The 19608-nt window shown below is 66.0% G+C and carries 19 protein-coding genes and 1 pseudogene; 9 read left to right on the top strand and 11 right to left on the bottom strand.

Annotated features, from left to right (window positions below; genetic code table 11):
• Positions 1-62: 62 nt before the first annotated feature.
• From ACQR1H_RS07640 to ACQR1H_RS07615, 6 genes are all read right to left on the bottom strand, one after another.
• The gene (locus ACQR1H_RS07640; RefSeq protein ID WP_434907366.1) at positions 63-662 is read right to left on the bottom strand and encodes a Spy/CpxP family protein refolding chaperone; all 600 of its coding nucleotides are present in this window, start codon (positions 660-662) and stop codon (positions 63-65) included.
• 149 nt (positions 663-811) lie between these two features.
• Positions 812-2137: a TRAP transporter large permease gene (locus ACQR1H_RS07635; protein WP_315756319.1), complete on the bottom strand. Its 1326-nt coding sequence runs from the start codon at positions 2135-2137 to the stop codon at positions 812-814.
• Entirely contained in the window at positions 2134-2700 is a 567-nt protein-coding gene (locus ACQR1H_RS07630; RefSeq protein WP_315752772.1) for a TRAP transporter small permease, read from the bottom strand. The genes ACQR1H_RS07635 and ACQR1H_RS07630 overlap by 4 nt, the downstream gene beginning before the upstream one ends.
• Positions 2701-2821: 121 nt before the next feature.
• Positions 2822-3838, bottom strand: coding sequence for a TRAP transporter substrate-binding protein (locus tag ACQR1H_RS07625; RefSeq protein ID WP_315803767.1), 1017 nt, complete (start codon positions 3836-3838; stop codon positions 2822-2824).
• Between the two features lie 290 nt (positions 3839-4128).
• Entirely contained in the window at positions 4129-5703 is a 1575-nt protein-coding gene (locus ACQR1H_RS07620; protein WP_316179867.1) for a 2-isopropylmalate synthase, read from the bottom strand.
• 127 nt (positions 5704-5830) lie between these two features.
• Positions 5831-5956: a hypothetical protein gene (locus tag ACQR1H_RS07615; protein WP_315803769.1), complete on the bottom strand. Its 126-nt coding sequence runs from the start codon at positions 5954-5956 to the stop codon at positions 5831-5833.
• 996 nt (positions 5957-6952) lie between these two features.
• Here ACQR1H_RS07615 and ACQR1H_RS07610 point away from each other — a divergent pair.
• The 7 genes and pseudogenes from ACQR1H_RS07610 to ACQR1H_RS07580 all read left to right on the top strand — a co-directional run bounded on the left by ACQR1H_RS07610 (position 6953) and on the right by ACQR1H_RS07580 (position 15515).
• Positions 6953-7684 carry an alpha/beta fold hydrolase gene (locus ACQR1H_RS07610; protein WP_434907365.1) on the top strand — a complete coding sequence of 244 codons (732 nt, stop codon included), beginning with the start codon at positions 6953-6955 and terminating at the stop codon, positions 7682-7684.
• A 98-nt stretch (positions 7685-7782) separates the two neighbouring features.
• Positions 7783-8028 carry a CopG family ribbon-helix-helix protein gene (locus ACQR1H_RS07605; RefSeq protein WP_315803771.1) on the top strand — a complete coding sequence of 82 codons (246 nt, stop codon included), beginning with the start codon at positions 7783-7785 and terminating at the stop codon, positions 8026-8028.
• A pseudogene (locus ACQR1H_RS07600) lies at positions 8025-8319 on the top strand (type II toxin-antitoxin system RelE/ParE family toxin). The gene ACQR1H_RS07605 and the pseudogene ACQR1H_RS07600 overlap by 4 nt, the downstream one beginning before the upstream one ends.
• 117 nt (positions 8320-8436) lie before the next feature.
• On the top strand, positions 8437-9993 hold the full coding sequence (locus tag ACQR1H_RS07595; RefSeq protein WP_434907364.1) for a serine hydrolase domain-containing protein: 1557 nt from the start codon (positions 8437-8439) through the stop codon (positions 9991-9993).
• A 235-nt stretch (positions 9994-10228) separates the two neighbouring features.
• Positions 10229-11680: a sensor histidine kinase gene (locus tag ACQR1H_RS07590; RefSeq protein WP_315803773.1), complete on the top strand. Its 1452-nt coding sequence runs from the start codon at positions 10229-10231 to the stop codon at positions 11678-11680.
• 347 nt (positions 11681-12027) lie between these two features.
• Positions 12028-14325: a TonB-dependent siderophore receptor gene (locus ACQR1H_RS07585; protein ID WP_316239606.1), complete on the top strand. Its 2298-nt coding sequence runs from the start codon at positions 12028-12030 to the stop codon at positions 14323-14325.
• 17 nt (positions 14326-14342) lie between these two features.
• Positions 14343-15515 (top strand): PepSY-associated TM helix domain-containing protein, encoded by a 1173-nt coding sequence (locus ACQR1H_RS07580; protein ID WP_434874863.1) that lies wholly within the window; start codon positions 14343-14345, stop codon positions 15513-15515.
• 10 nt (positions 15516-15525) lie between these two features.
• Here ACQR1H_RS07580 and ACQR1H_RS07575 read toward each other — a convergent pair whose 3' ends face one another.
• Positions 15526-16089: an HXXEE domain-containing protein gene (locus tag ACQR1H_RS07575; protein WP_316239604.1), complete on the bottom strand. Its 564-nt coding sequence runs from the start codon at positions 16087-16089 to the stop codon at positions 15526-15528.
• 127 nt (positions 16090-16216) lie between these two features.
• Entirely contained in the window at positions 16217-16507 is a 291-nt protein-coding gene (locus ACQR1H_RS07570; protein ID WP_315803776.1) for a hypothetical protein, read from the bottom strand.
• Between the two features lie 199 nt (positions 16508-16706).
• On the opposite strand from ACQR1H_RS07570, the gene ACQR1H_RS07565 reads away from it, so the two are divergent.
• Complete coding sequence (locus ACQR1H_RS07565) at positions 16707-17294, top strand: TetR/AcrR family transcriptional regulator (protein ID WP_434883285.1); 588 nt, start codon at positions 16707-16709, stop codon at positions 17292-17294.
• A 6-nt stretch (positions 17295-17300) separates the two neighbouring features.
• Here ACQR1H_RS07565 and ACQR1H_RS07560 read toward each other — a convergent pair whose 3' ends face one another.
• A complete protein-coding gene (locus tag ACQR1H_RS07560; protein WP_315803778.1) occupies positions 17301-17537 on the bottom strand; it encodes a hypothetical protein in 237 nt (78 codons plus the stop codon).
• Positions 17538-17659: 122 nt separating this feature from the next.
• Between ACQR1H_RS07560 and ACQR1H_RS07555 the strand changes: the two genes are divergently transcribed.
• Positions 17660-18385: a Crp/Fnr family transcriptional regulator gene (locus ACQR1H_RS07555; RefSeq protein ID WP_315803779.1), complete on the top strand. Its 726-nt coding sequence runs from the start codon at positions 17660-17662 to the stop codon at positions 18383-18385.
• Between the two features lie 64 nt (positions 18386-18449).
• On the opposite strand, the gene ACQR1H_RS07550 is transcribed toward ACQR1H_RS07555, so the two are convergent.
• The gene (locus tag ACQR1H_RS07550; RefSeq protein ID WP_316239601.1) at positions 18450-18806 is read right to left on the bottom strand and encodes a hypothetical protein; all 357 of its coding nucleotides are present in this window, start codon (positions 18804-18806) and stop codon (positions 18450-18452) included.
• 169 nt (positions 18807-18975) lie between these two features.
• The gene (locus tag ACQR1H_RS07545; RefSeq protein WP_434907363.1) at positions 18976-19608 is read right to left on the bottom strand and encodes a CAP domain-containing protein; all 633 of its coding nucleotides are present in this window, start codon (positions 19606-19608) and stop codon (positions 18976-18978) included.

Below are 19608 nucleotides of genomic sequence, written 5' to 3'. Positions count from 1 at the left end.
GAAAAACCGCCGGCGGGCGGCGGTTTTCCCCAAGTGAAATCAGAAGGATCGTTAACCGGCGCTCAGAGCCGTCCGGACTCGCGTTCCTCCTCGGACCAGCCCATGTGGCCCATCGGTCCCGGGCCGAAGCGATGCCCGCCGAAGCGCGGACCGTCCTCCATGCCGCCCTCGCCGCGCTCCATCCAGCGGTGATGGCGCGGACCGTCCGTTCCCATCATGCGCCCCATCGGCCGGGTGAGCATCGACAGCCGGCGCTTCTGGCCGTCGTCGAGCGTCTTGTAGAGCGGGTCGGCAGCGTCGGCGACCTTCTTCATCGCATCCGCGGTGACCGCCATCGTATCGGCACGCTCGCGCAGCCGCGCCACGGGATCGATGTCCTTGTCCTGGGCTGCGTCGGTCATCCGCGCATTGGCGCGGTCGAACCGCAGCTTGGCGAGATCGCGCACCGCGCTCTCGACCGGCGGCCACAATTTCTCCTGGTCCGCCGTCAGCTTCAGGCCGGCATGGACGGAAGCGATGCGCGCATCCAGCATGGCGGCGCGATCTTCCGGATTCATGCGCGCATGATGCATGTGATCATGAAACCAGCCGCGCTGGGCGTAGACCGCGGACGAGCCGGCGATGGCGAGCACGGCGACAGCGGCGATGGTGAACCTTCTCATGCCAACCTCCTTGGAAAGTCGGATCAGAATGAGCCCGCCGTTCCGCACCTTCAACTTACAGTTTGGACAGAGTGTACGACCTTACGAAGATGTAATTGCTTCAAATACCTTTCTGTTTTTGCAATTCGGTGTCATTTCATGTCTGCGCCTCAAAGCATCCCCAGCATGCGCGGCAACCACAGCGAGATTTCCGGCACGTAGGTGACGAGCGCGAGGAAGCCCAGCATCGTCAGCAGCCAGGGCATGACGGCGATGGTCAGCTCGGTGATGCCCATCTTGGCGATGCCCGAGGCGACGTAGAGGTTGAGCCCGACGGGCGGGTGACACATGCCGACCTCCATGTTGACCACCATCAGGATGCCCAGATGCACCGGATGGATGCCGAGCTTGACCGCCACCGGGAACAGGATCGGCGCCATGATCAAGACGATCGAGGTCGCCTCCATCACGTTGCCGGCGAGCAGCAGGAGGATGTTGACGACCAGGAGGAACACGATCCAGTTGACGCCGGCCGCCGCCATCCAGTTGGCGATCTGCTGCGGGATGTTCTCGTTCGCCATCAGGAACGAGAACAGCACGGCGTTGGTGATGATGTAGAGGATCATCGCGCTCATGTTGGCCGAGCCGAGCAAGACCTTCGGCACGTCCTTCAGCGACATATCGCGATACACGAACACCGCGATGACGAAGGCATAGACGGCGCTGACGGCCGCGGCCTCAGTCGGCGTGAACTTGCCGGTGTAGATGCCGCCGAGCACGATCACGATCAGCAGCAGACCCCACACGCACTTGCGGAAGGCCGTGAAGCGCTCGGCCCAGCTTGCCCGTGGCATCCGAGGGTAGTCGTTCTTCCAGGCCCGGTAGAAGGTCGTGAAGCCGAGCAGGCTCGCCAGCATCAGGCCGGGGATCACGCCGGCGATGAACAGCTGGCCGACGGAGGCCGAGGAGACGCGGTGGCCGGCCGGATCGAGCGCGATGCTGCCGCCGGTCGCCACCGCATAGACCACCATCACGATCGAAGGCGGGATCAGGATACCGAGCGCGCCTGACGTCGTGATGACGCCGGCGCCGAAGCGCTTGGGAAAGCCCTGCTTGACCATCGCCGGCAGCATGATCGAGCCGATCGCGATCACGGTCGCCGGCGAGGAGCCGGAGACTGCGGCGAACAGCGCACAGGCCACGACGCCGGCTAGGCCGAGGCCGCCATACCAGTGCCCGACCATCGACGTCGCGAAGTTGATCATCCTTCGGGCGACGCCGCCATGGGTCAGGAAATTGCCGGCGAGGATGAAGAACGGGATCGCCATGATCTCGAAATTGTCGATGCCGGTGAACAATTTCAGCGCGACCGACTCGGTCGGCACGTTGGTCATGAAGAACACGAACGACAGCACGGTGAGGCCGAGAGCGATCGAGATCGGCATGCCCGTCAGCATCAGGAAGATGAGCAGGCTGAAGATGAGGAGGCTGCTCATCGCAGCGCCTCCGTCGCCGTCGGGTCGACGCCTTCGACATAGGCGTGGTCGTGATGCGGCAGCTCGTCATGGCGAAGATAGTGCCAGGCCACCTGCAGGAAGCGGAAGCACATCAGATAGGAGCCGAGCGGGATGCAGAGATAGACCAGCCAGCTCGGCAGCTCCATGTCCGGCGTCACCTGGTCGGTCTGCGACAGGCCGTAGACGAACTTGGCGCCCATGGTGCCGATGATGGAGGTGAACAGCGCGCCGCAGAGCAGGCCGAACAGGATCGTCACCTTGCGCAGCGACGGCCGCATCATGTTCACCACGACGTCGACGCCGACATGGATGCCGGTGCGCACGCCATAGGCGGCGCCGAACTTCGCCATCCACACGAACATGTAGATGCAGAGCTCCTGCGCCCAGGACAGGTCGATCGGAAACAGGATGGGATAGAGGAAGGGCACGCCGACCAGATAGCGGTGCAGCACGGCCACGAAGATGATCGAGGTCGCCGCCGCGATCAGAAATGCGATCAGGATCTCCTCGAGCCGATCGAGGATGCGCAATAGAAAGCCCAAGTCCCCTCCCCCACAATCAAACGTCCGCGGCGCTTGGCTGCGCCGTCTGCCTTCTTGCGCGCCGAGCGCTTCGCCCCCTCGGTGCGCGGACCATGGCCCGCGCACCGCTCGCCTCACGCCATCAGTTGGTCGAGCCGCGCGTCTCCTTCAGGAACTCGTCGATCAGCGGCTGGCCGACGCGCCCCGCGACGTCCTTGTACACCGGCATCATCGCCTTGCGCATCGCCTCGTCCTGGGCCGGCGTCAGCTTGACCAGCTCGCTCTTGCCGGACTTGCGGATCTCCTCGAGCGCGTCGTCGTTCTCCTTCGCCGACTGGCTGTTGCCGTAGGCGGTCGCTTCCTTCATCGCCTTCTCGCAGGCGGCACGGATATCCGGCGGCAGGCCGTCCCAGAACTTCTTGTTCACGACCACGACGTAGCCGATGTAGCCGTGATTGGTCAGCGTGATGTACTTCTGCACCTCGTGCATCTTCTGGGTATAGATGTTCGAGGGCGTATTCTCCTGGCCGTCGACGACGCCGGTCTGCAGCGCCTGGTAGACTTCCGAGAACGCCATTACCTGCGGGATCGCGCCGAGCGTGCGGAACTGCGCATCCAGCACCTTCGAGGACTGGATGCGGAACTTCAGGCCCTTGTAGTCGGCGGGATCGACGAGCTTCTTGTTGGCGCTCATCTGCTTGAAGCCGTTGTCCCAGTAGGCCAGCCCGATCATTCCCTTGGGCTCGAGCAGCTTCAGCAGCCTGGCGCCGAGCGGGCCGTCCGTGACCTTCCGCAGGGTGGCGAGGTCGGGCAGGATGTAGGGCAGATCGAACACCTCGAATTCCTTGATGCCGATTGGGCCGAACTTGGAATTCGACGGCGCCAGCATCTGCACCGCGCCGAGCTGCAGCGCCTCGAGCTCTTCCTTGTCCTTGTAGAGCTGCGAGTTCGGGTAGACCTCGACCTTGACCTTGCCGTCGGTGTACTTCTCGGCCAGCTCCTTGAACTTGTCGGCGGCGAGGCCCTTCGGGGTGTTCGAGGCCACCACATGGCTGAACTTGATCACGATCGGATTGTCGGCGGCCAGGGCCGGGCCGGCCAGCGCGAGCACCGCGAGCGAGGCGGCGGTGGCGATCACATGGCGAAACTTGAAGTGCAAGGTGTCCTCCCGACGTTTCGGGGGACATTGCAATGATGCCCCCGCTTTGTATGCCAGGGACATTGTTAGCGGGTCGCCGGCCGGAATGCCATTGACCGTTAGCCGCAGAGCCGGGGATTCCCGTGCTGCAACGCACCATCCTCGCGTCGTCCGGGGCGGCGCGAAGCGCCGAACCTCAGATGCGCAATTTGCGCATCGGGGAACCTCGATATGGCCAGAGCAGGATGCAAACCAAGCTCCGGATTCCGGGTTCAGCCGCTCTCGCGGCTGCCCCGGAATGACGTTGTCGATCAGCCCGCTGCCGCCGTCGCGCCCTGCCCCTGCGCCACGTCGCGCTGGCGCTTCATGACCAGCTTGTTGAGCGCCCCCAGATAGGCCTTGGCCGAGGCCACCAGCGTATCCGGATCCGCCGCGCGCGCGGTCATCGAGCGGCCGTCCTGCGACAGCCGCACCGAGACCTCGGCCTGCGCGTCGGTGCCCTCGGTCACGGCATGGACCTGGTACAAGTCCAGCTTGGCCTCGTGCGGCACCAGCGACTTGATGCAGTTGAACACGGCATCGACCGGCCCGTTGCCTTCGCTCTCCTCGATCTTGGTCACGCCGTCGACGTCGAGCTTCATGGTGGCGCGCTGCGGACCGCGGGTGCCGGCGATGACCGACAGCGACAACAGCTTGATGCGGTCATGGGCGCTCACCATGCCCTCGTCGATCAGCGCCTCGATGTCCTCGTCGTAGATCTGCTTCTTGCGGTCGGCCAGCGCCTTGAAGCGGACGAAGGCGTCCTCGACCTGATTGCTCGACAGCTTGTGGCCCATCTCCTCCAGCTTGTGGACGAAGGCGTGGCGGCCGGAATGCTTGCCCATCACCAGCGAGGTCTGCTTCACGCCGACCGTCTCCGGCAGCATGATCTCGTAGGTCTGCGCGTTCTTCAGCATGCCGTCCTGATGGATGCCGCTCTCATGCGCGAAGGCGTTGCGGCCGACGATGGCCTTGTTGTACTGCACCGGGAACGAGGTCGCGGCCGACACCACCTTCGAGGCGTGGGTCAGCTGCGTGGTGTCGATCTTGTTCCAGAACGGCAGCTTGTCGTTGCGCACGCGCATCGCCATCACGACCTCTTCCAGGGCCGCGTTGCCGGCGCGCTCGCCGATGCCGTTGATGGTGCATTCGATCTGGCGGGCGCCGGCGCGCACGCCGGCCATCGAGTTGGCGACCGCCATGCCCAGGTCGTTATGGCAGTGGACCGAGAACACCGCCTTGTCGGAGTTCGGCACGCTCTCGCGCACACGCTTGAACAGGTCGTAATACTCTTCCGGCACGGCGTAGCCGACGGTGTCCGGGATGTTGATGGTGGTGGCGCCGGCCTTGATCGCGGCCTCGACGCAGCGGCACAGGAAGTCGAACTCGGTGCGGGTGCCGTCCTCGGACGACCACTCGACGTCGTCGGTGTGATTGCGCGCGCGCGTCACCGAGGAGACCACCAGCTCGAACACCTGCTGCGGGTCCATCTGCAGCTTGTACTTCATGTGCACCGGCGAGGTGGACAGGAAGGTGTGGATGCGGCCGCGCTTGGCCGGGCGGATCGCCTCGGCGCAGCGGTCGATGTCCTTGGCGCCGGCGCGCGACAGGCCGCAGATCACCGCGTTCTTCGAGCGCTTCGCGATCTCGTTGACGGCCTCGAAGTCGCCGTCGGAGGCGATCGGGAAGCCGGCCTCGATGATGTCGACACCCATGTCGTCCAGCATCGCCGCGATGTTGAGCTTCTCCTCGAACGTCATGGTGGCGCCGGGGCACTGCTCGCCGTCGCGCAGGGTGGTGTCGAAAATGACGACGCGGTCCTTGTCGGACTGAACGGGATTGGACATTGGCTTTCCTCGAATTTTGTCGGGTGGTGCGCTTGTCGGTCAGGATCTCTGAACATTGGGCGCTGAAGGGTGTTTCGGTGTCGAAGCAGCCCCCTGAGTGCCCAGGCGCATCCCGCCCAGCCGGCCCTCAGGGGCAGCTAAGAAGCAGAAGCTCGAGCGCGCCGGTCAGGCCGCGAGCCGGCAGCGGGGCGAGCGCGATCGACCGGGCGTCTGCCCCGGCGATGGCCTCGATCTCTGCGCTGCGAATCAGCATTGCCAAACCCTTTTGCGAAGACACGAAAACTTTGCGGCAAAACCATTGATGGATCGTTGCCGGGGTGCCCTCGACGGTGCTTTTACCGGGAATGGGAGGGCGTCGCAACGCCGAATAAGGGTCAGAAGGGGTGACGTATTGCGGCGTCTGCGTCGCGAATCTCCGTGTGGTTATGGATCCATCTGCGCGCGTCTGCCGCACACTCGTCCGGGCCGACCTCGAGGGCATGTTTGGCGGTGTCGGCATCTGCAGGGGTCCCGATCGGCCAGCACCGGCCCACCACACAAACGGTGTCATCCCGGGCAAGGCCGCCAGCGCGAAGCGTTGGTGGCCGCCGACCCGGGATCCATACGCCGTGACGGGTGTGGCTGGATGGGATGAAGCGGCCATCGCGCCTCGCAGATCTCCCCTGGGGTTATGGATCCCGGATCGGCGCGCGCGTGCCGCGCGCTTGTTCGGGATGACAGTGAGGGTGTGGTTCGCGGTGTCGGCATCTGCATCAGCACGCACCTCATCATCCCCGCGGCACGTCCGCGCCCGGGTTGATCCTCGACATCAAACCCTCTGCAATTCGAGGGTGCAGGGAAGGCCGGGCGTCTGCCGACACCCGCGGCCCCCGTGCGGAAAGAAGTGCACGGGGCAGGAACCACAGGCTCGGCCAGGACAACCCGGCCTTCCCTGCGCAACGGCTTTACGGCTTACTTCGCGCTCTCCCCGGGGACCGGCTTGATTGCCCCCGTCACCGGCGCGCTCGTCATGAACGCCGCCGGCTTGACGCCAGCTTCGGGGCGCCAGGACCACACGACTTCGCCGTCCGCAAACCGCCAGTCGTCCACCGGCGCCTCACGGCCATCGCTCCCCGCACTCCACGTATCGTGACGACGCGTACGCCCCTCTCCGATGAGGCGGGATGGCCGGAGATAAGCATGATTTCTGAAAAAAGGAAAGAAAAAATTTCGCGGAATACGAAGATCGCGCCCGTGATACATTGAGGTCATGACCAACCGTATCCTCCTCCACGGCGTCCCTGACACGCCGGTGATTTGGGGGCCGCTGATCGCGGCGCTCGGGGAGACCGTTGCCGTCCCCTACCTGCCCGGCTTCTGCGGCGAAGCCCCGGCCGGCTTTGCATGTAGCAAGGACGCTTACGCCGACTGGCTGGTCGCGCTGATGGAGGCGCAGCATGCGGCGGTCGGGCCGCTCGACCTGGTCGGGCATGATTGGGGCGCACTGCTGGTGTTGCGTGCGGCGTCGCTGCGGCCTGAGCTGGTGCGCTCGTGGGCCGTCGCCGGCGGCGTCCTCGATGCCGCCTATCGCGGCCATCGTATCGCACGGATCTGGAACACGCCGGTCCTCGGCGAGATCTTCATGACGCTGTCGTCGCAGCGCTTGATGGCGCGGATGTTCCGCCAGAGCGGACTGCCGGCCGACCTCGCCGCACGTGAAGCCGCGGCCTGGCAGTCGCCGACGAAGCGCGCGATCCTCGCGCTGTATCGCTCGGCGAACGGGCTTTGCTTCAGTGGCGACTGGATCGCGCGGCTGGCGCAGCTTCCGCGACGCGGCCTCGTGATCTCAGGCACGCAAGACCCTTACGTGCCGCTCGACACGCTCAGCCGCTTCGCACAACACCACGGCGCGTCCTTGCACGTCGAGCAGGACGCCGGGCACTGGAGCATCGTCGAGCGGCCAAAGAGCATCGCGGCGGCGCTGCGGGCGCATTGGGCGTGAGCGCGACAACGCTCGGACGATCCGACGATCCTTGACGGAGGCCGTTGACCGGACGGTTGGTCTCACACACAACCCGCGCCAACCGAGAGACAAATCCCATGGCTGCCTTCACTGTCCGCGTCTCGGATGCGACGTCTGCAAAGCTCGACGAACTCGCCGAGAGGCTCGGCCGTCCGCGCTCCGAAGTCGCTGCGGGTGCCATTGAGGAATTCGTGCACCGGCAAGCCTGGCAACTTGCCGAGATCGAGGCGGGTCTGGCCGAAGCTGAGCAAGGAGACTTCGCCAGCGACGCGGAAGTGGCGAAGGTCATCGCCAAATACGTGAAGCCAGCCGGACGAGGATGAGCCAACGTCCCATCCGATGGACAAGAAGAACGCTGCGGCGCCTCGATGAGACCGGCTCGTACATTGCCGAAGACAATCCCGCAGCTGCCGCCCGTGTCGTTGCGCGCATCATTTTTGCGGGTCGAATCCCTTGCTGAGAGCCCCGACATCGGACGCCCCGGCCGCGTGGCCGGCACCCGTGAGCTCGTGCTCACAGATATCCCCTACATCGTGCCCTATCGCCCGACGACGGCCGGCATCGAGATTCTGACCGTGATGCACTCGGCTCAGAGATGGCCGGACGGGTTCTGACCCTGTCACCGGCAATACGCGGGTGCTGCCGCGCGCAATATGATTGTCACACAATCTTTGATGGATTGGGGTCTTCTGATACCGTATCATCGCTATGTTCAACAGAGGACGTTCGGCATGGTGCGTCTCAGGATTGACGTCTTGTTGGTCGCGGCGGCCTTGTTTGCTGGTCTCTTCGCCGACACGGCCTCGGCGGAGGACACCAGCCTCTCCCGCTTCCCCCGGCCCGGCTGGGCGACCGCCTCGCCCGAGGAAGAAGGCATGGACTCCGCGGCGCTGACGAAGCTCGTCGCCGCCGGCAAGACCATGAGGTTCGACAGCCTGCTGGTCACACGCCACGGCCGCGTCGTGCTCGATGCGTCCTACGCGCCCTACAAGGACGACGAGCTGCACATCATCAACTCCTCGACCAAGGCGGTCGTCGCCACGTTGATCGCGATGCTGCTCAAGGATGGCGTGCTCGACAGCCTCGATCATCCGGTGCTCGACTTCTTTGGGGATCGCAAGATCGACAATGTCGACGCGCGCAAGCAGGCGCTCACGGTGCAGCATCTGCTGAACATGACCTCGGGGTTCGACTGGGACGAAGGCTATGATGGCGGCGCCGAGACATCGCTCTACGAGATGGGCCGGAGCCCCGACTGGGTGCAGTACGTGCTCGACCGTCCGATGGCGCATGCGCCCGGCGAGACCTTCTACTACAACAGCGGCAACTCGCATCTGCTCTCGGCGATCATCACGAAGCTGACCGGCAAGAGCGCGGAGGATTTCGCCAAGGAGAGGCTGTTCGGGCCGCTCGGCATCACCGAGCACCCCTGGTTCAAGGATCCCAAGGGAATTTCCGCGGGGGGCTTCGGACTGGCGCTGAAGCCGCGCGACATGGCGAAGATCGGCTACCTTTATCTCCGGCATGGCCGCTGGGGCGAGCAGCAATTGCTGCCCCTCGACTGGATCGAAGCCGTCAACCACGCCACCGTCAGCATGAATGCGACGTTCGATCCGGGACTCTCCTACGCCGATCAGTTCTGGGCCCTGCCGGACAAACACGTGTTCATGGCGGTGGGCTATCACTGCCAGGTCATCATGGTGCTGCCGGACCCTGACATCGTGGCGGTGATGACCGCGCGCAATTTCTGTCCGTTCCGCAAGCTCGCGAACGAGATCCTGGCCGCGGTGAAATCGAACGAGGCCCTGCCTGCCAATGAAGCCAAGGAGGCCCTGGCGGCCGCCATCGGCGAGGCCGCGACGGAGACGCGAGGCACGGTCGGCAGTGTTCCGGATATCGCGGCGACGATCTCGGGCAAGACCTATACATTTCCGCCCGGCCCGCTCGGCATCAACACGATCACCCTCAACCTTACCGGACCTGAGCCGCAAGTCACCTGGGACATCCCGTCGCGAGACCGCACGGGGGGAACAGTGCATCTGCAGAGTCCGATCGGCCTCGACGGCCTCTATCGCAAGACCGCGCCACCCCATCCCTGGCAGCCCTATGTGTACCGCGCCATGAAGGGCAACTGGATCGATGCGACGACCTTCGCGATCGACGTGCAATTCATCGGCCAGGGCGAGGAGCGCAACTGGCGGCTCACCTTCGATGGCGACAAGGTGATGTTCAGAACCAAAGGCCGCTATGGCAAGGATCTGGCGATCGAAGGTCAGGCGGCGCCATGAGTCCCCGATCGGCTCCGCCAAACTCCTGATAGCAGCGGAGTCCAGATGCCTTGGTGCTGACGGACCGGCAGACCGGGCCGGAAACAGTTTGGAACAGTTCTAATAACCTTCCGCGTGCCGCAGGCCACGGCTGCGATCTCCCGTCGTTTTCGCGAGCAGCTCATCTCGTGTATGTCTGCCCTCCCGCCGCGGCTCGTCCTGCGGTGGGGGATCGTTTTTCGATTGCGGTGGCATAATGTTGGGATTGCTGGAGCGGCTGGGGCTGCGTTTCGAGGATGCCGTCGAGGAGCGGCGCTTCGTTGATCAATTTGTTCATGGCAATACCGCCTGGACGCAGATCGCGATGCTGCTCGGTGCGCTCACCTTTGCCGGCTACACCTTGTGGGACTTCGTGCTCTATCCCGAGATCGTGCCAACGACGCTCGCGATCCGCGGCGGCACCGCCGTGCTGGTGCTGCTGCCGCTGACGGCGCTGCTGTCGACGCCGGCGCGCCGATGGGCGGAGCCGATCCATCTGGTCTATTGCGTGATCCCCGGCTGCGTGCTGCCGACGATCTACTGGGTGCTGCCGTCGGGCTTCACCTACTCCGCGGCCGGCATGATCATCGTCATCCTGTTCGTGTCCACCATGCTGCCGCTGCGTACCGGCTCCTACGCGATCTTCTGCGCGACGAGCTGGAGCGCGCTGGCGGTCGCCGAGAGTCTCGCGACGGAGCCGCTGCCGCCGGGCCTGCGCTTCATCGATCATTCGCTGGTCGGCAATGCCTGCCTGCTCTCGCTCTATGCGGTCGGGGCGCGGGAGTACCAGGCGCGCAAGCAGTTCCGCACTGCCGAGGCACTGCAGCGGGAGAAGGAGCGCTCCGAGACCTCGCTGCGCGATCTGCATGCCACGCAGGCCCATCTCGTGCAGGCAGAGAAGCTGGCCTCGCTTGGCCAGCTCGTCGCCGGCGTCGGCCATGAGGTCAGCACGCCGCTTGGGCTGGCGCTGACCACGTCGACGGCGATGGAAGGCGACGTCCAGGCGATCACGCGCATGCTTGGCGGCGGCCCGGTGCGGCGCTCGGATCTGGCGCGGGGCGTCGCGCGGCTGCAGCAGGGTCTGCACCTGACGACGCAGAGCCTGCATCGTGCCTCCGAGATGGTCCACAGCTTCAAGCAGGTCGCCGTCGACCAGGCCAACGAGGCGCTGCAGACCTTCGAGTTGCAAAGCTGGATGACCGATCACGTCGCCAAGCTCCGCCCGCTGCTGGTGCGCCAGGGACTGACGGTCGTGCTGTCCTGCCCGGAGGGCATCGTGCTCACCAGCTATCCCGGCGCACTCGGGCAGGTCATCAGCATCCTCGCCTTCAATGCGGCGACGCATGCCTATCCTGGCGACAGCAGCGGCGTCTTCACCGTGGAGGTCGCACAGCCCAGCGATGAGTCGGTGCGCATCGTCTGCGCCGATCAGGGCGTCGGCATGCGCGACCAGGTGCGCGGCCGGGTGTTCGACCCGTTCTTCACCACGCGCCGCGAGAAGGGCAATGCCGGCCTCGGCCTGCACATCGCCTTCAACCTCGTGGCATCCACGCTCGGCGGCCGCATCGAGCTCGACAGCCGGCCGCAGCAGGGCACGCGCATCACGCTGGACATTCCGCTGATCGGGCCGGGCAAGCCGGCCGAGCTGGAGCTCGCAGCAGCGCAATAGGCTCGGCCGCGCGCGCATCAACGACCGGTTCCAAGCGTTCAGAGTCCTCGGCACGCAGTCCCGGAAAACGAGACCCGCAGCGCTCCGTCCGCGGCTCGGGTGGAGCGCTTGTCACGCATCATATCGCGCACGATCATAATCACTCCGCGTCGATCGTGATCATCAAATGCGCAATGCCGCAGAGACGCCGCGACCTGCGCATCTCCGAACCAATTAGAACACTTCAACACCGCATGGCTTAGAGCAATTCAATCCGGCGCGTTGTGTCTTTCGCTGCACTGCGTTGCTAGACGTCGCATCAAGCTGACCGTTCCCTCGAACGGTGCGACGTGGAAGTGCAGTGAACGATGACGAAGTGTGAAGTCCGGCGCGATGCGCGCGCTCGTACCGGCATGCGTGGCGCGATTGCGCTCGTGAGTGCTCTGACCGCAGACATCCTCTGGTCCGCCTCTCCCGTGTTTGCGCAGGCGACGCTGCCGCCGGTGACGGTCGACGTGCCGGCGCCGAAGCGCAAGCCTGCGAGCGCCGCCAGCGCGCCGCAGCGCCAGGCGCGTGCGCTGCCGTCACGGCGCGCAATGCCGCCGCCGATGCCGACACGCGCGGAACGCGCCGCGGCAGAGGCCGCCGTGCTCGACGCTGCAAAGCTCAACTACCGCGCCATGCCGAGCGCGACCACGCTGCGCAGCGGCGCGTCGCCGCTCGACACCGCGCAATCCGTCAACGTCGTGCCCGAGCAGGTCATCAGGGACCAGTTGCCGCGCAACATCGACGATGCGCTCGCCAATATCAGCGGCGTCACCCAGGCCAACACGCTCGCCGGCACGCAGGATGCCGTGATGCGGCGCGGCTTCGGCGACAACCGCGACGGCTCGATCATGCGCAACGGCCTGCCGCTGGTGCAGAGCCGCAGCCTCAATGCGGCCGTGGACAGCGTCGAGGTGCTGAAGGGCCCGGCGTCGCTGCTCTACGGCATCATGGATCCAGGCGGCATCGTCAACACCATCGGCAAGCGCCCCGAGTTGTATCAACACGGCTCGGTCACCCTGCTCGGCTCGGCCTACGCCAACGGCAGGACCGGCGCCGACGGCACGCTCGACGTCACCGGCCCGATCGGCGATGGCGGCCTCGCCTATCGCTTCATCGGCTATGGCGTCAGCGAGGACTATTGGCGAAATTTCGGCCGCCATCGCGAGATGCTGGTGGCGCCGTCGCTCGCCTGGTATGGCGAGACGACGACCGTGCAATTGAACTACGAGCATCGCGAGTTCATCACCCCGTTCGATCGCGGCACGGCCTTTGTCAACGGCGCGCCGCTGGCAATCCCCGCGACGCGGCGGCTCGACGAGCCCTTCAACAACACATGGGGGCAGTCCGACCTGGTCCAGGCCTCGGTCGAGCAGAAGCTCAACGACGATTGGAAGCTCACCGCGGCCTACAGCTACAACACCGAGAGCTCCAGCGCCAACCAGCTGCGCATCACCGCGATCGACGCCAAAGGCCAGGAGACCCGCAGCAATGATGGCACCTGGGGCTCGCTGAGCCGGGTCAGCTACGGCACGTCCTATATTCAAGGCGCCTTCTGGCTCGGCGGCCTGCGCAACGAGGTGCTGTTCGGCGGAGATGCGCAATATCGCACGATCTATCGCCAGGACCTGATCCGCGACAAGGTCACGAGCGTGTTCAATGTCTACAACCCGGTCTACGGGCTGATCCAACCCGGCACGCTGGTCTCGGCCAGCGACAGCGATCAGACCGACAAGCTCGGCCAGTATTCGCTGTTCGTGCAGGACACGCTGCATCTCACCGACAAGCTCTCCTTCGTCGGCGGCGTGCGCTACATGGACTACGAGCAGATCGCCGGCCGCGGCCGACCGTTCAAGGCCAATACCGACGTCGCCGCCGACACCGTGCTGCCGCTCGGCGGCGCCATCCTCAAGCTCAACGACCAGCTCTCGCTCTATGCCAGCTACACGCAGTCGCTGAAGCCGAACTCGACGATCGCGCCGCTCACCGGCGGCGTCGTGCTCGGCTCCAACATCGCGCCCGAGCAGGGCACGGCGTGGGAGACCGGCTTCAAGTTCGATCTCGACAAGAGGCTGTCTGGCACCGTCGCGGTCTACGACATCGACAAGCAGAACGTGCTGGTGTCGCAGACCAATGCCAGCAGCGTCGTCGAATACACCACCGCCGGCAAGGTGCGCTCGCGCGGCGCCGAGGTCGACGTCACCGGCAAGATCGCCGAGCACTGGACCATGATCGGCAGCTACGGCTACACCGATGCCAGGGTCACGGACGACCCGGTCTATCGCGGCAACCGGCTGCAGAACGTCGCGCTCAACACCGCCTCGCTTTACCTCGTCTACGAGTTCGGCACGGCGCTGCCCGGCCAGCTCAGGCTCGGCGGCGGCGCGCGCTATGTCGGCGACCGCGCCGGCGACGCCGCCAACAGCTTCGTGCTGCCGTCCTACGTCGTCGCCGACGTGTTCGCGAGCTACGAGACCAGGCACCATGACCTGCCGGTGATCTACCAGCTCAACGTCAAGAACCTGTTCGACAACGTCTACTACCCCTCGGCCAACAGCGCGCTGACCGTCGCGGTCGGCGATGCGAGGCGGGTGTCGCTGTCGGCCACGGTGAAGTTCTGAGCCAAGGAGAAGCGTGCGTGACGTCCTTCATCAAACCGGCGCTGCTGCAGATCCACTCTGTCCTGGGTCTTGCGGCCGCGCTGATCCTCTCCTTCATGGGCATCACCGGCGCGATCATGAGTTTCGAGGACGAGATCCAGGCCGGTCTCAACGCCAGACTGTCCCACGTCGCGCCGCGTTCGGAAGCGCCGCTTTCGCCCGCCGAGCTGATGGCGCGGCTGCAGGCCGACCCGGCGATCGGCAAGGTCTCCGCGATCACGCTGTCGCGCGATCCCTCCGCCGCCGCGCGCGTCCGCTTCGCGCGCAAGGATGACGGCGGCCATCCCTCCTCGCTGCTGGTCGATCCCTATGACGGCCGCGTGCTCGGTGAGCCCCGCGGCGAGGCGTTCTTCACGACCGTGCGCCACCTACATCGCTGGCTGCTGCTGCCCGGCGACGGCAACGGCGCCGGCCGGCAGATCACCGGCGCCGCCGTGCTCGGCCTCGTCGTGCTGCTGATCACGGGCATCGTGCTGCGCTGGCCGCGCCGCGCCACGAGCGCGAACGCATGGCTGAAGCCGCAGCTCGGACTGAGCGGACGCGGCCTGCATCGCTCGCTGCACAGCGTGATCGGCACATGGGTGCTGCCGGTCTACCTGGTGATCGCGCTGACCGGGCTGTCCTATTCCTACGCCTGGTACAAGGCCGGGCTGACCGCGCTGCTCGCGCCGGCGACATCAGGAGCATCGATGCCCAGCAAAGCTCCGCGCGAGGGCCGCTCCGGGTCTGCGGACGCGAAGCCTGTCGCGCTCGATCTGGTGTGGGCCACGTTGCGCGAGCAGATCGGGGATCGCTTCGCGGTGATGCAGCTCACCTTGCCGGCGGCCGCCGGCGCGGCGGTGCGCGTGCGCGCCTGGCCGAGCGAGGCGCATGACGGCCGGCGCGACGAATTCCGTATCGACGGCGCGACGGGCCGGCTGCTCGCGGCCGAGCGTTACGCCGACAAGACCGCCGGCGAACGCGTGCTCGCCCGCATCCTGGATATCCACCGCGGCAGCATTCTCGGCTGGCCCGGCCAGCTCGCCTTCATGCTCGCTGCCGCGCTGATGCCGCTGTTCGCCGTAACGGGCACGCTGCTCTATCTGTCGCGGCGGCGCTTGCGGCGGCCGGCGCAGCCGGCACGCGCCATCCAGCTCGTTCCGGGCGAATGAGGCCGCGCGCTCAGGCCACGGCGCGGGCCCGCGACGCGCGACGGATCGCGTTGGCGGCGATGATGATATGCAGCAGCAGCGACAGGCCGAAGCCAAGGGCATGCTGCGCCGCTGTGGCCGGGATCGTCAGCACGGTGACGAGGCCGAGCGGAATGAACAGGACGATGCCGGTGACGAGGCCAGGATTGTAGCCGCGAAAACGCAGCGCCGGGCCGATATGGCCGAGCGCGTTGACGAGCATCAGATAGGGCGCGACCAGCGCCCAGGCCGGGCCGGCGATCCAGGCGACGTAGAGCGCAATCAGGTCGATGCCCCAGACCGCGCCGCAATTGACCCAAAGCACGTCGCCGGTGGTCAGCGCCTCGCGGCCGCCGAACATCACGGTGTTGACGAAGCTGCGGAAGCGGTCGCCGGTGTGCTCCTCGACCTGGTGGATCATGTAGCCCGGCGAATGCAGGAAGATCAGCAGCAGCGCGAGCGGCCAGTCCGCCGCCAGCAGCGGCACCAACGCCAGCAGCGCCGCGGCCATGAACACGGCGCCGGCAACCCAGTGACGGGTGAGAAGCTCCAGCATCACCTAGTGATGCGCGAGTCGGCTGAACTTGCCAAGCCGGGTTGCCCCGGAGCGACGCCGCCTGCTCCGGGAGGCTGCGGCCTGATGTCCCATCGCAGCCTCCAAACCTTGCGGGGCGCGGCGCGACCTACTTCAGCAGCACCAGGCATTCGCCGGCCGGCGTGGCGTTGGCGCGGGCAGTGTCGCGATCGAACCTTCCGGCCATCACCAGCGGCCTGACACGCTCGACGATGACGTCCTTGACGACGCTGTCCGGGCCGATGGCCGGCGCAGACGCGTCGTAGATCTGCTTCGCCACCGGCGACAGCTTGGCGGCACAGCTGTCGGCGGCGGCGCGGTTGCCGGCCAGCGCGGCCTGCGACAGAAGACATTGGGAGACGGCGATGAATGTGACAAACGGGAATGCGACGCGCAGCATGGCAATCAGTCCTTCGTTCAAATGAGGTTCAGCCCGGCGCAAGCAGGCCCGGTCCGGAGCACATCCACTCATTGTCCGGCCGCCTGCATGCGGGCTCTGATCTAACCCGAGCCGGCAGCAACGCCTACTCGATTTCGCCCGTCCGCCCGCCGAGGTTCAGACCGTGCAGCAAGCTCCTGAAATACTTCGAAAAACCCCGGTGCAGAAGCGCACGCGGCAGACCCTCGACGTGATCTTCGAGGCAACCGCTCAACTTCTGCAGAGCGGCGGCGGCAAGGGCCTGAGCACGAACGCCATCGCCGAGCGCGCGGGCTTCTCGATCGGCACGCTCTACAGCTATTTCAGGGACAAGACCTCACTGTTGCGTGCGCTGGTGCTGCGCGAGTTCGCTCGCCAGGAGGCGGAGTTCGGGGAGGCGCTGGAGGCGCATCGCGGGCTTGGACGCGAGGCGATCGTGCGCGCAGCGGTGCGCCAGGGCTTCGCCCCGTTCGCCGGCCGCCACCGTGTGCGGCGCTATCTGCTCGGCCTGCTGGGCAATGACGCGGAGCTGCAGAAGGCGCTGCACGAGATGGTGGACCGCATGACCGAACGGCTGATCCAGACGGTGGGTTTGCGGAGCGAGGCGATGCCGGCCGCGCGCCGCTTCATCCTGGTCCGCGCTGCGCTGGGCCCGATCCGGGCTGCCGTCATGCGCGAGCATCGCCTCGTCGGCACGCGCGAGCTCGAGGACGAACTGGTGCGGCTGATGCTGTTCCTGCTGGAGCCGGATCCCGCCAGATCGTCATGAGAGCCGTCACGAGGGGCGGTCGGGCTTCGCGGCCGCCAGCCGCTCCGCGAGCTTCCTCAAGGCCTCCTCCGAGGCCGGCCGGCTCTGGAACTCGCGGATCGCGCGCGACAGCTCCTGATCCGACATCGGATGCGCCGGCTGCTTGATGCGGCCGTCGGCGAGGGCAGCTGCGATGGTTTCGATATGCGGCCCCGTGCCACCGAACAATTGGCGGAGCCGGGAGAGGAACGCGATGTGGGGCACGGCTGTTCTCCCGATGCGGCGACCGGCAACTTCGACCGCATCTGCTGAAAGCCACCTTAGTCGGCATCGCCGGCTCCGTCGTCTCATTTGATACAAAACAGCGCCCGGACGGTACGATTTTCATGGATGCGGACCGGATCGTCACCGAGAAGCTCAGGGAGCATTCGAAGCTGACCGGCGAGGACATCGCCGAGATCCGGCATTTCAGCTTCGCTTTGCGCGAGCTTGCCGATCAGGAGGACCTCATCCGCCAGGGCGACGAGCCGGACCGTTCCGTCGTCGTGATCTCCGGATGGGTGGCGCGCTATCACCTGCTGTCCGGCGGCCAGCGGCAGTATCTCTCCTTTCACATGCCGGGTGACTGGCCCGATGCCCAGGCGATCTTCCTCGACCGCATGGATCACGCCGTCTGCGCGATCGGGCCGGCGGTGGTGGCGAGCATTGCGCACAAGGAGCTGACCCGCGCGATCAGCCGGCGGCCGACGCTCGGCTTTGCGATCTGGCGCGAGACGCTGATCGATGCGTCGATCTTCCGCGAGGCCATCACCAACAACAGCGCGCGGAGCAAGCCGGCGCGCATGGCGCACATGTTCTGCGAACTGTTCTATCGCGCCCGCGCGCTCGGACACGTCCGGGACGATCAGTTGCAGTTGCCGGTCAGCCTCGTGCAGCTCGGCGAGGCGCTGGGCATGGCGATCGCGACGGTCAACCGCACGCTGCTCGAGCTGCGCGCCAGCCGCGCGGTCGATTTCCGCAGCGGCATGCTGACGGTGCACGACTGGACGCGGCTATGCGCGATCGGCGAGTTCGATCCCGGCTATCTGCACCTGAAGAAGCAGCCGCGCTGAGGCACAGGTCTCAGCGCGGCGAAGTACGTGGGCTCGTCGAGCCCACCTCTCACGCCGCCTCAGGTCAGGCGGCGACCTTGGTGATCAGCTTGACCGCGTAGGCGTAGGGCCCGTTCGGGCTCTTCTCGGCGATCCAGGCGCAATGCCAGTCGGAGCCGTAGCGCAAGCCCGTGTCCCATCCCGAGCCGCCGCCGTGCTCGTTGTCCCACGACCAGGCCTTGCGGTCCTTCTGAGGATCGGAAGGGAAGCTGCTGCCGCTGTAGACGGAGATCTGCCCCTGCTGCGCGCGGAACGGCGCGTTCGTGCTCCATTTGAGCCACAGATTACCCTGCTCCTCGTAGGACGTGAGCGACCATTGGTAGGGCGCCGAGACGGTCTGCGGATTGGTGCTGGTGGCCGAGGTCTGCTCAATGACTGCCATGATGGTCTCCGTTCAAAATGAGATGAAAAATCTTCACGATACTGGCTGTCCAAAAGACAACCATTGCTTGCATATCCGACGAAACTCGCCTCGGCAACAAGCCTCCCTCGCACAACGGCGTGATCGCGCGGCGGGCGTCGCGTTCAGCCATGGCCGCAGGTCACTGCGCTCAGATGCAGAGACCGATCACCTTGATGCTGAGGTGGCAGTCCTTGGCGGAGGACGCCGGCTTGGCGCCCCAGCGCGTCACCGGCCTGGCGTCGCCCTTCCCGGATCGTGTCGCCGTCCGCGCGACCACGGCCTTGCCCTTGCTCTTCGGAGCGCCCTTCGGCTTCTCGGCGTCGTAGTCGCCCGCGATCACCATCGCCCAATAGGTGCGCTTGCCGCTGGCATTCCTTGCGCTGGCGATGCCGACCTTGGTCGCCTTCGGCAGCAGCAGGTTCTTGCGGTGCCCCGCCGAGTTGATCCACTGCCCCAGCGTCTTGTCGAAATTGTCATAGCCGTAGGCGATGTTCTCGGCGGCGCGGCCGGCCTTCGACGGCGCGACGCGGCGGGTGAAGGGAGCGAGCACCTCGTGGCTGAGATCGTCCTTGTCGGCCATCGCGCGCGCCTGCTCCATCGCGATGCGGTCGAGCGTCGCGTCGCGCGTCACGCGGCCTTCGCCATGGGCGAGCCGGAACGCCGAGATCTGGTCGGCCGGCGCGGCGTCGCCGGCCCGCGCCGCGGACGCTGCGGTCGTGGCGAACAGCGCCGCGATCAGGAGAGTGCGGAAGCCGCGCAGCATGAGATGAAGCATCGGCAT

The organism is Bradyrhizobium sp. HKCCYLRH2015, from assembly GCF_051168215.1.
Taxonomy (GTDB): domain Bacteria; phylum Pseudomonadota; class Alphaproteobacteria; order Rhizobiales; family Xanthobacteraceae; genus Bradyrhizobium.
The sequence above is the reverse complement of the archived record's forward strand: the minus strand, read 5'-3'. Positions and strand labels throughout refer to the sequence as shown.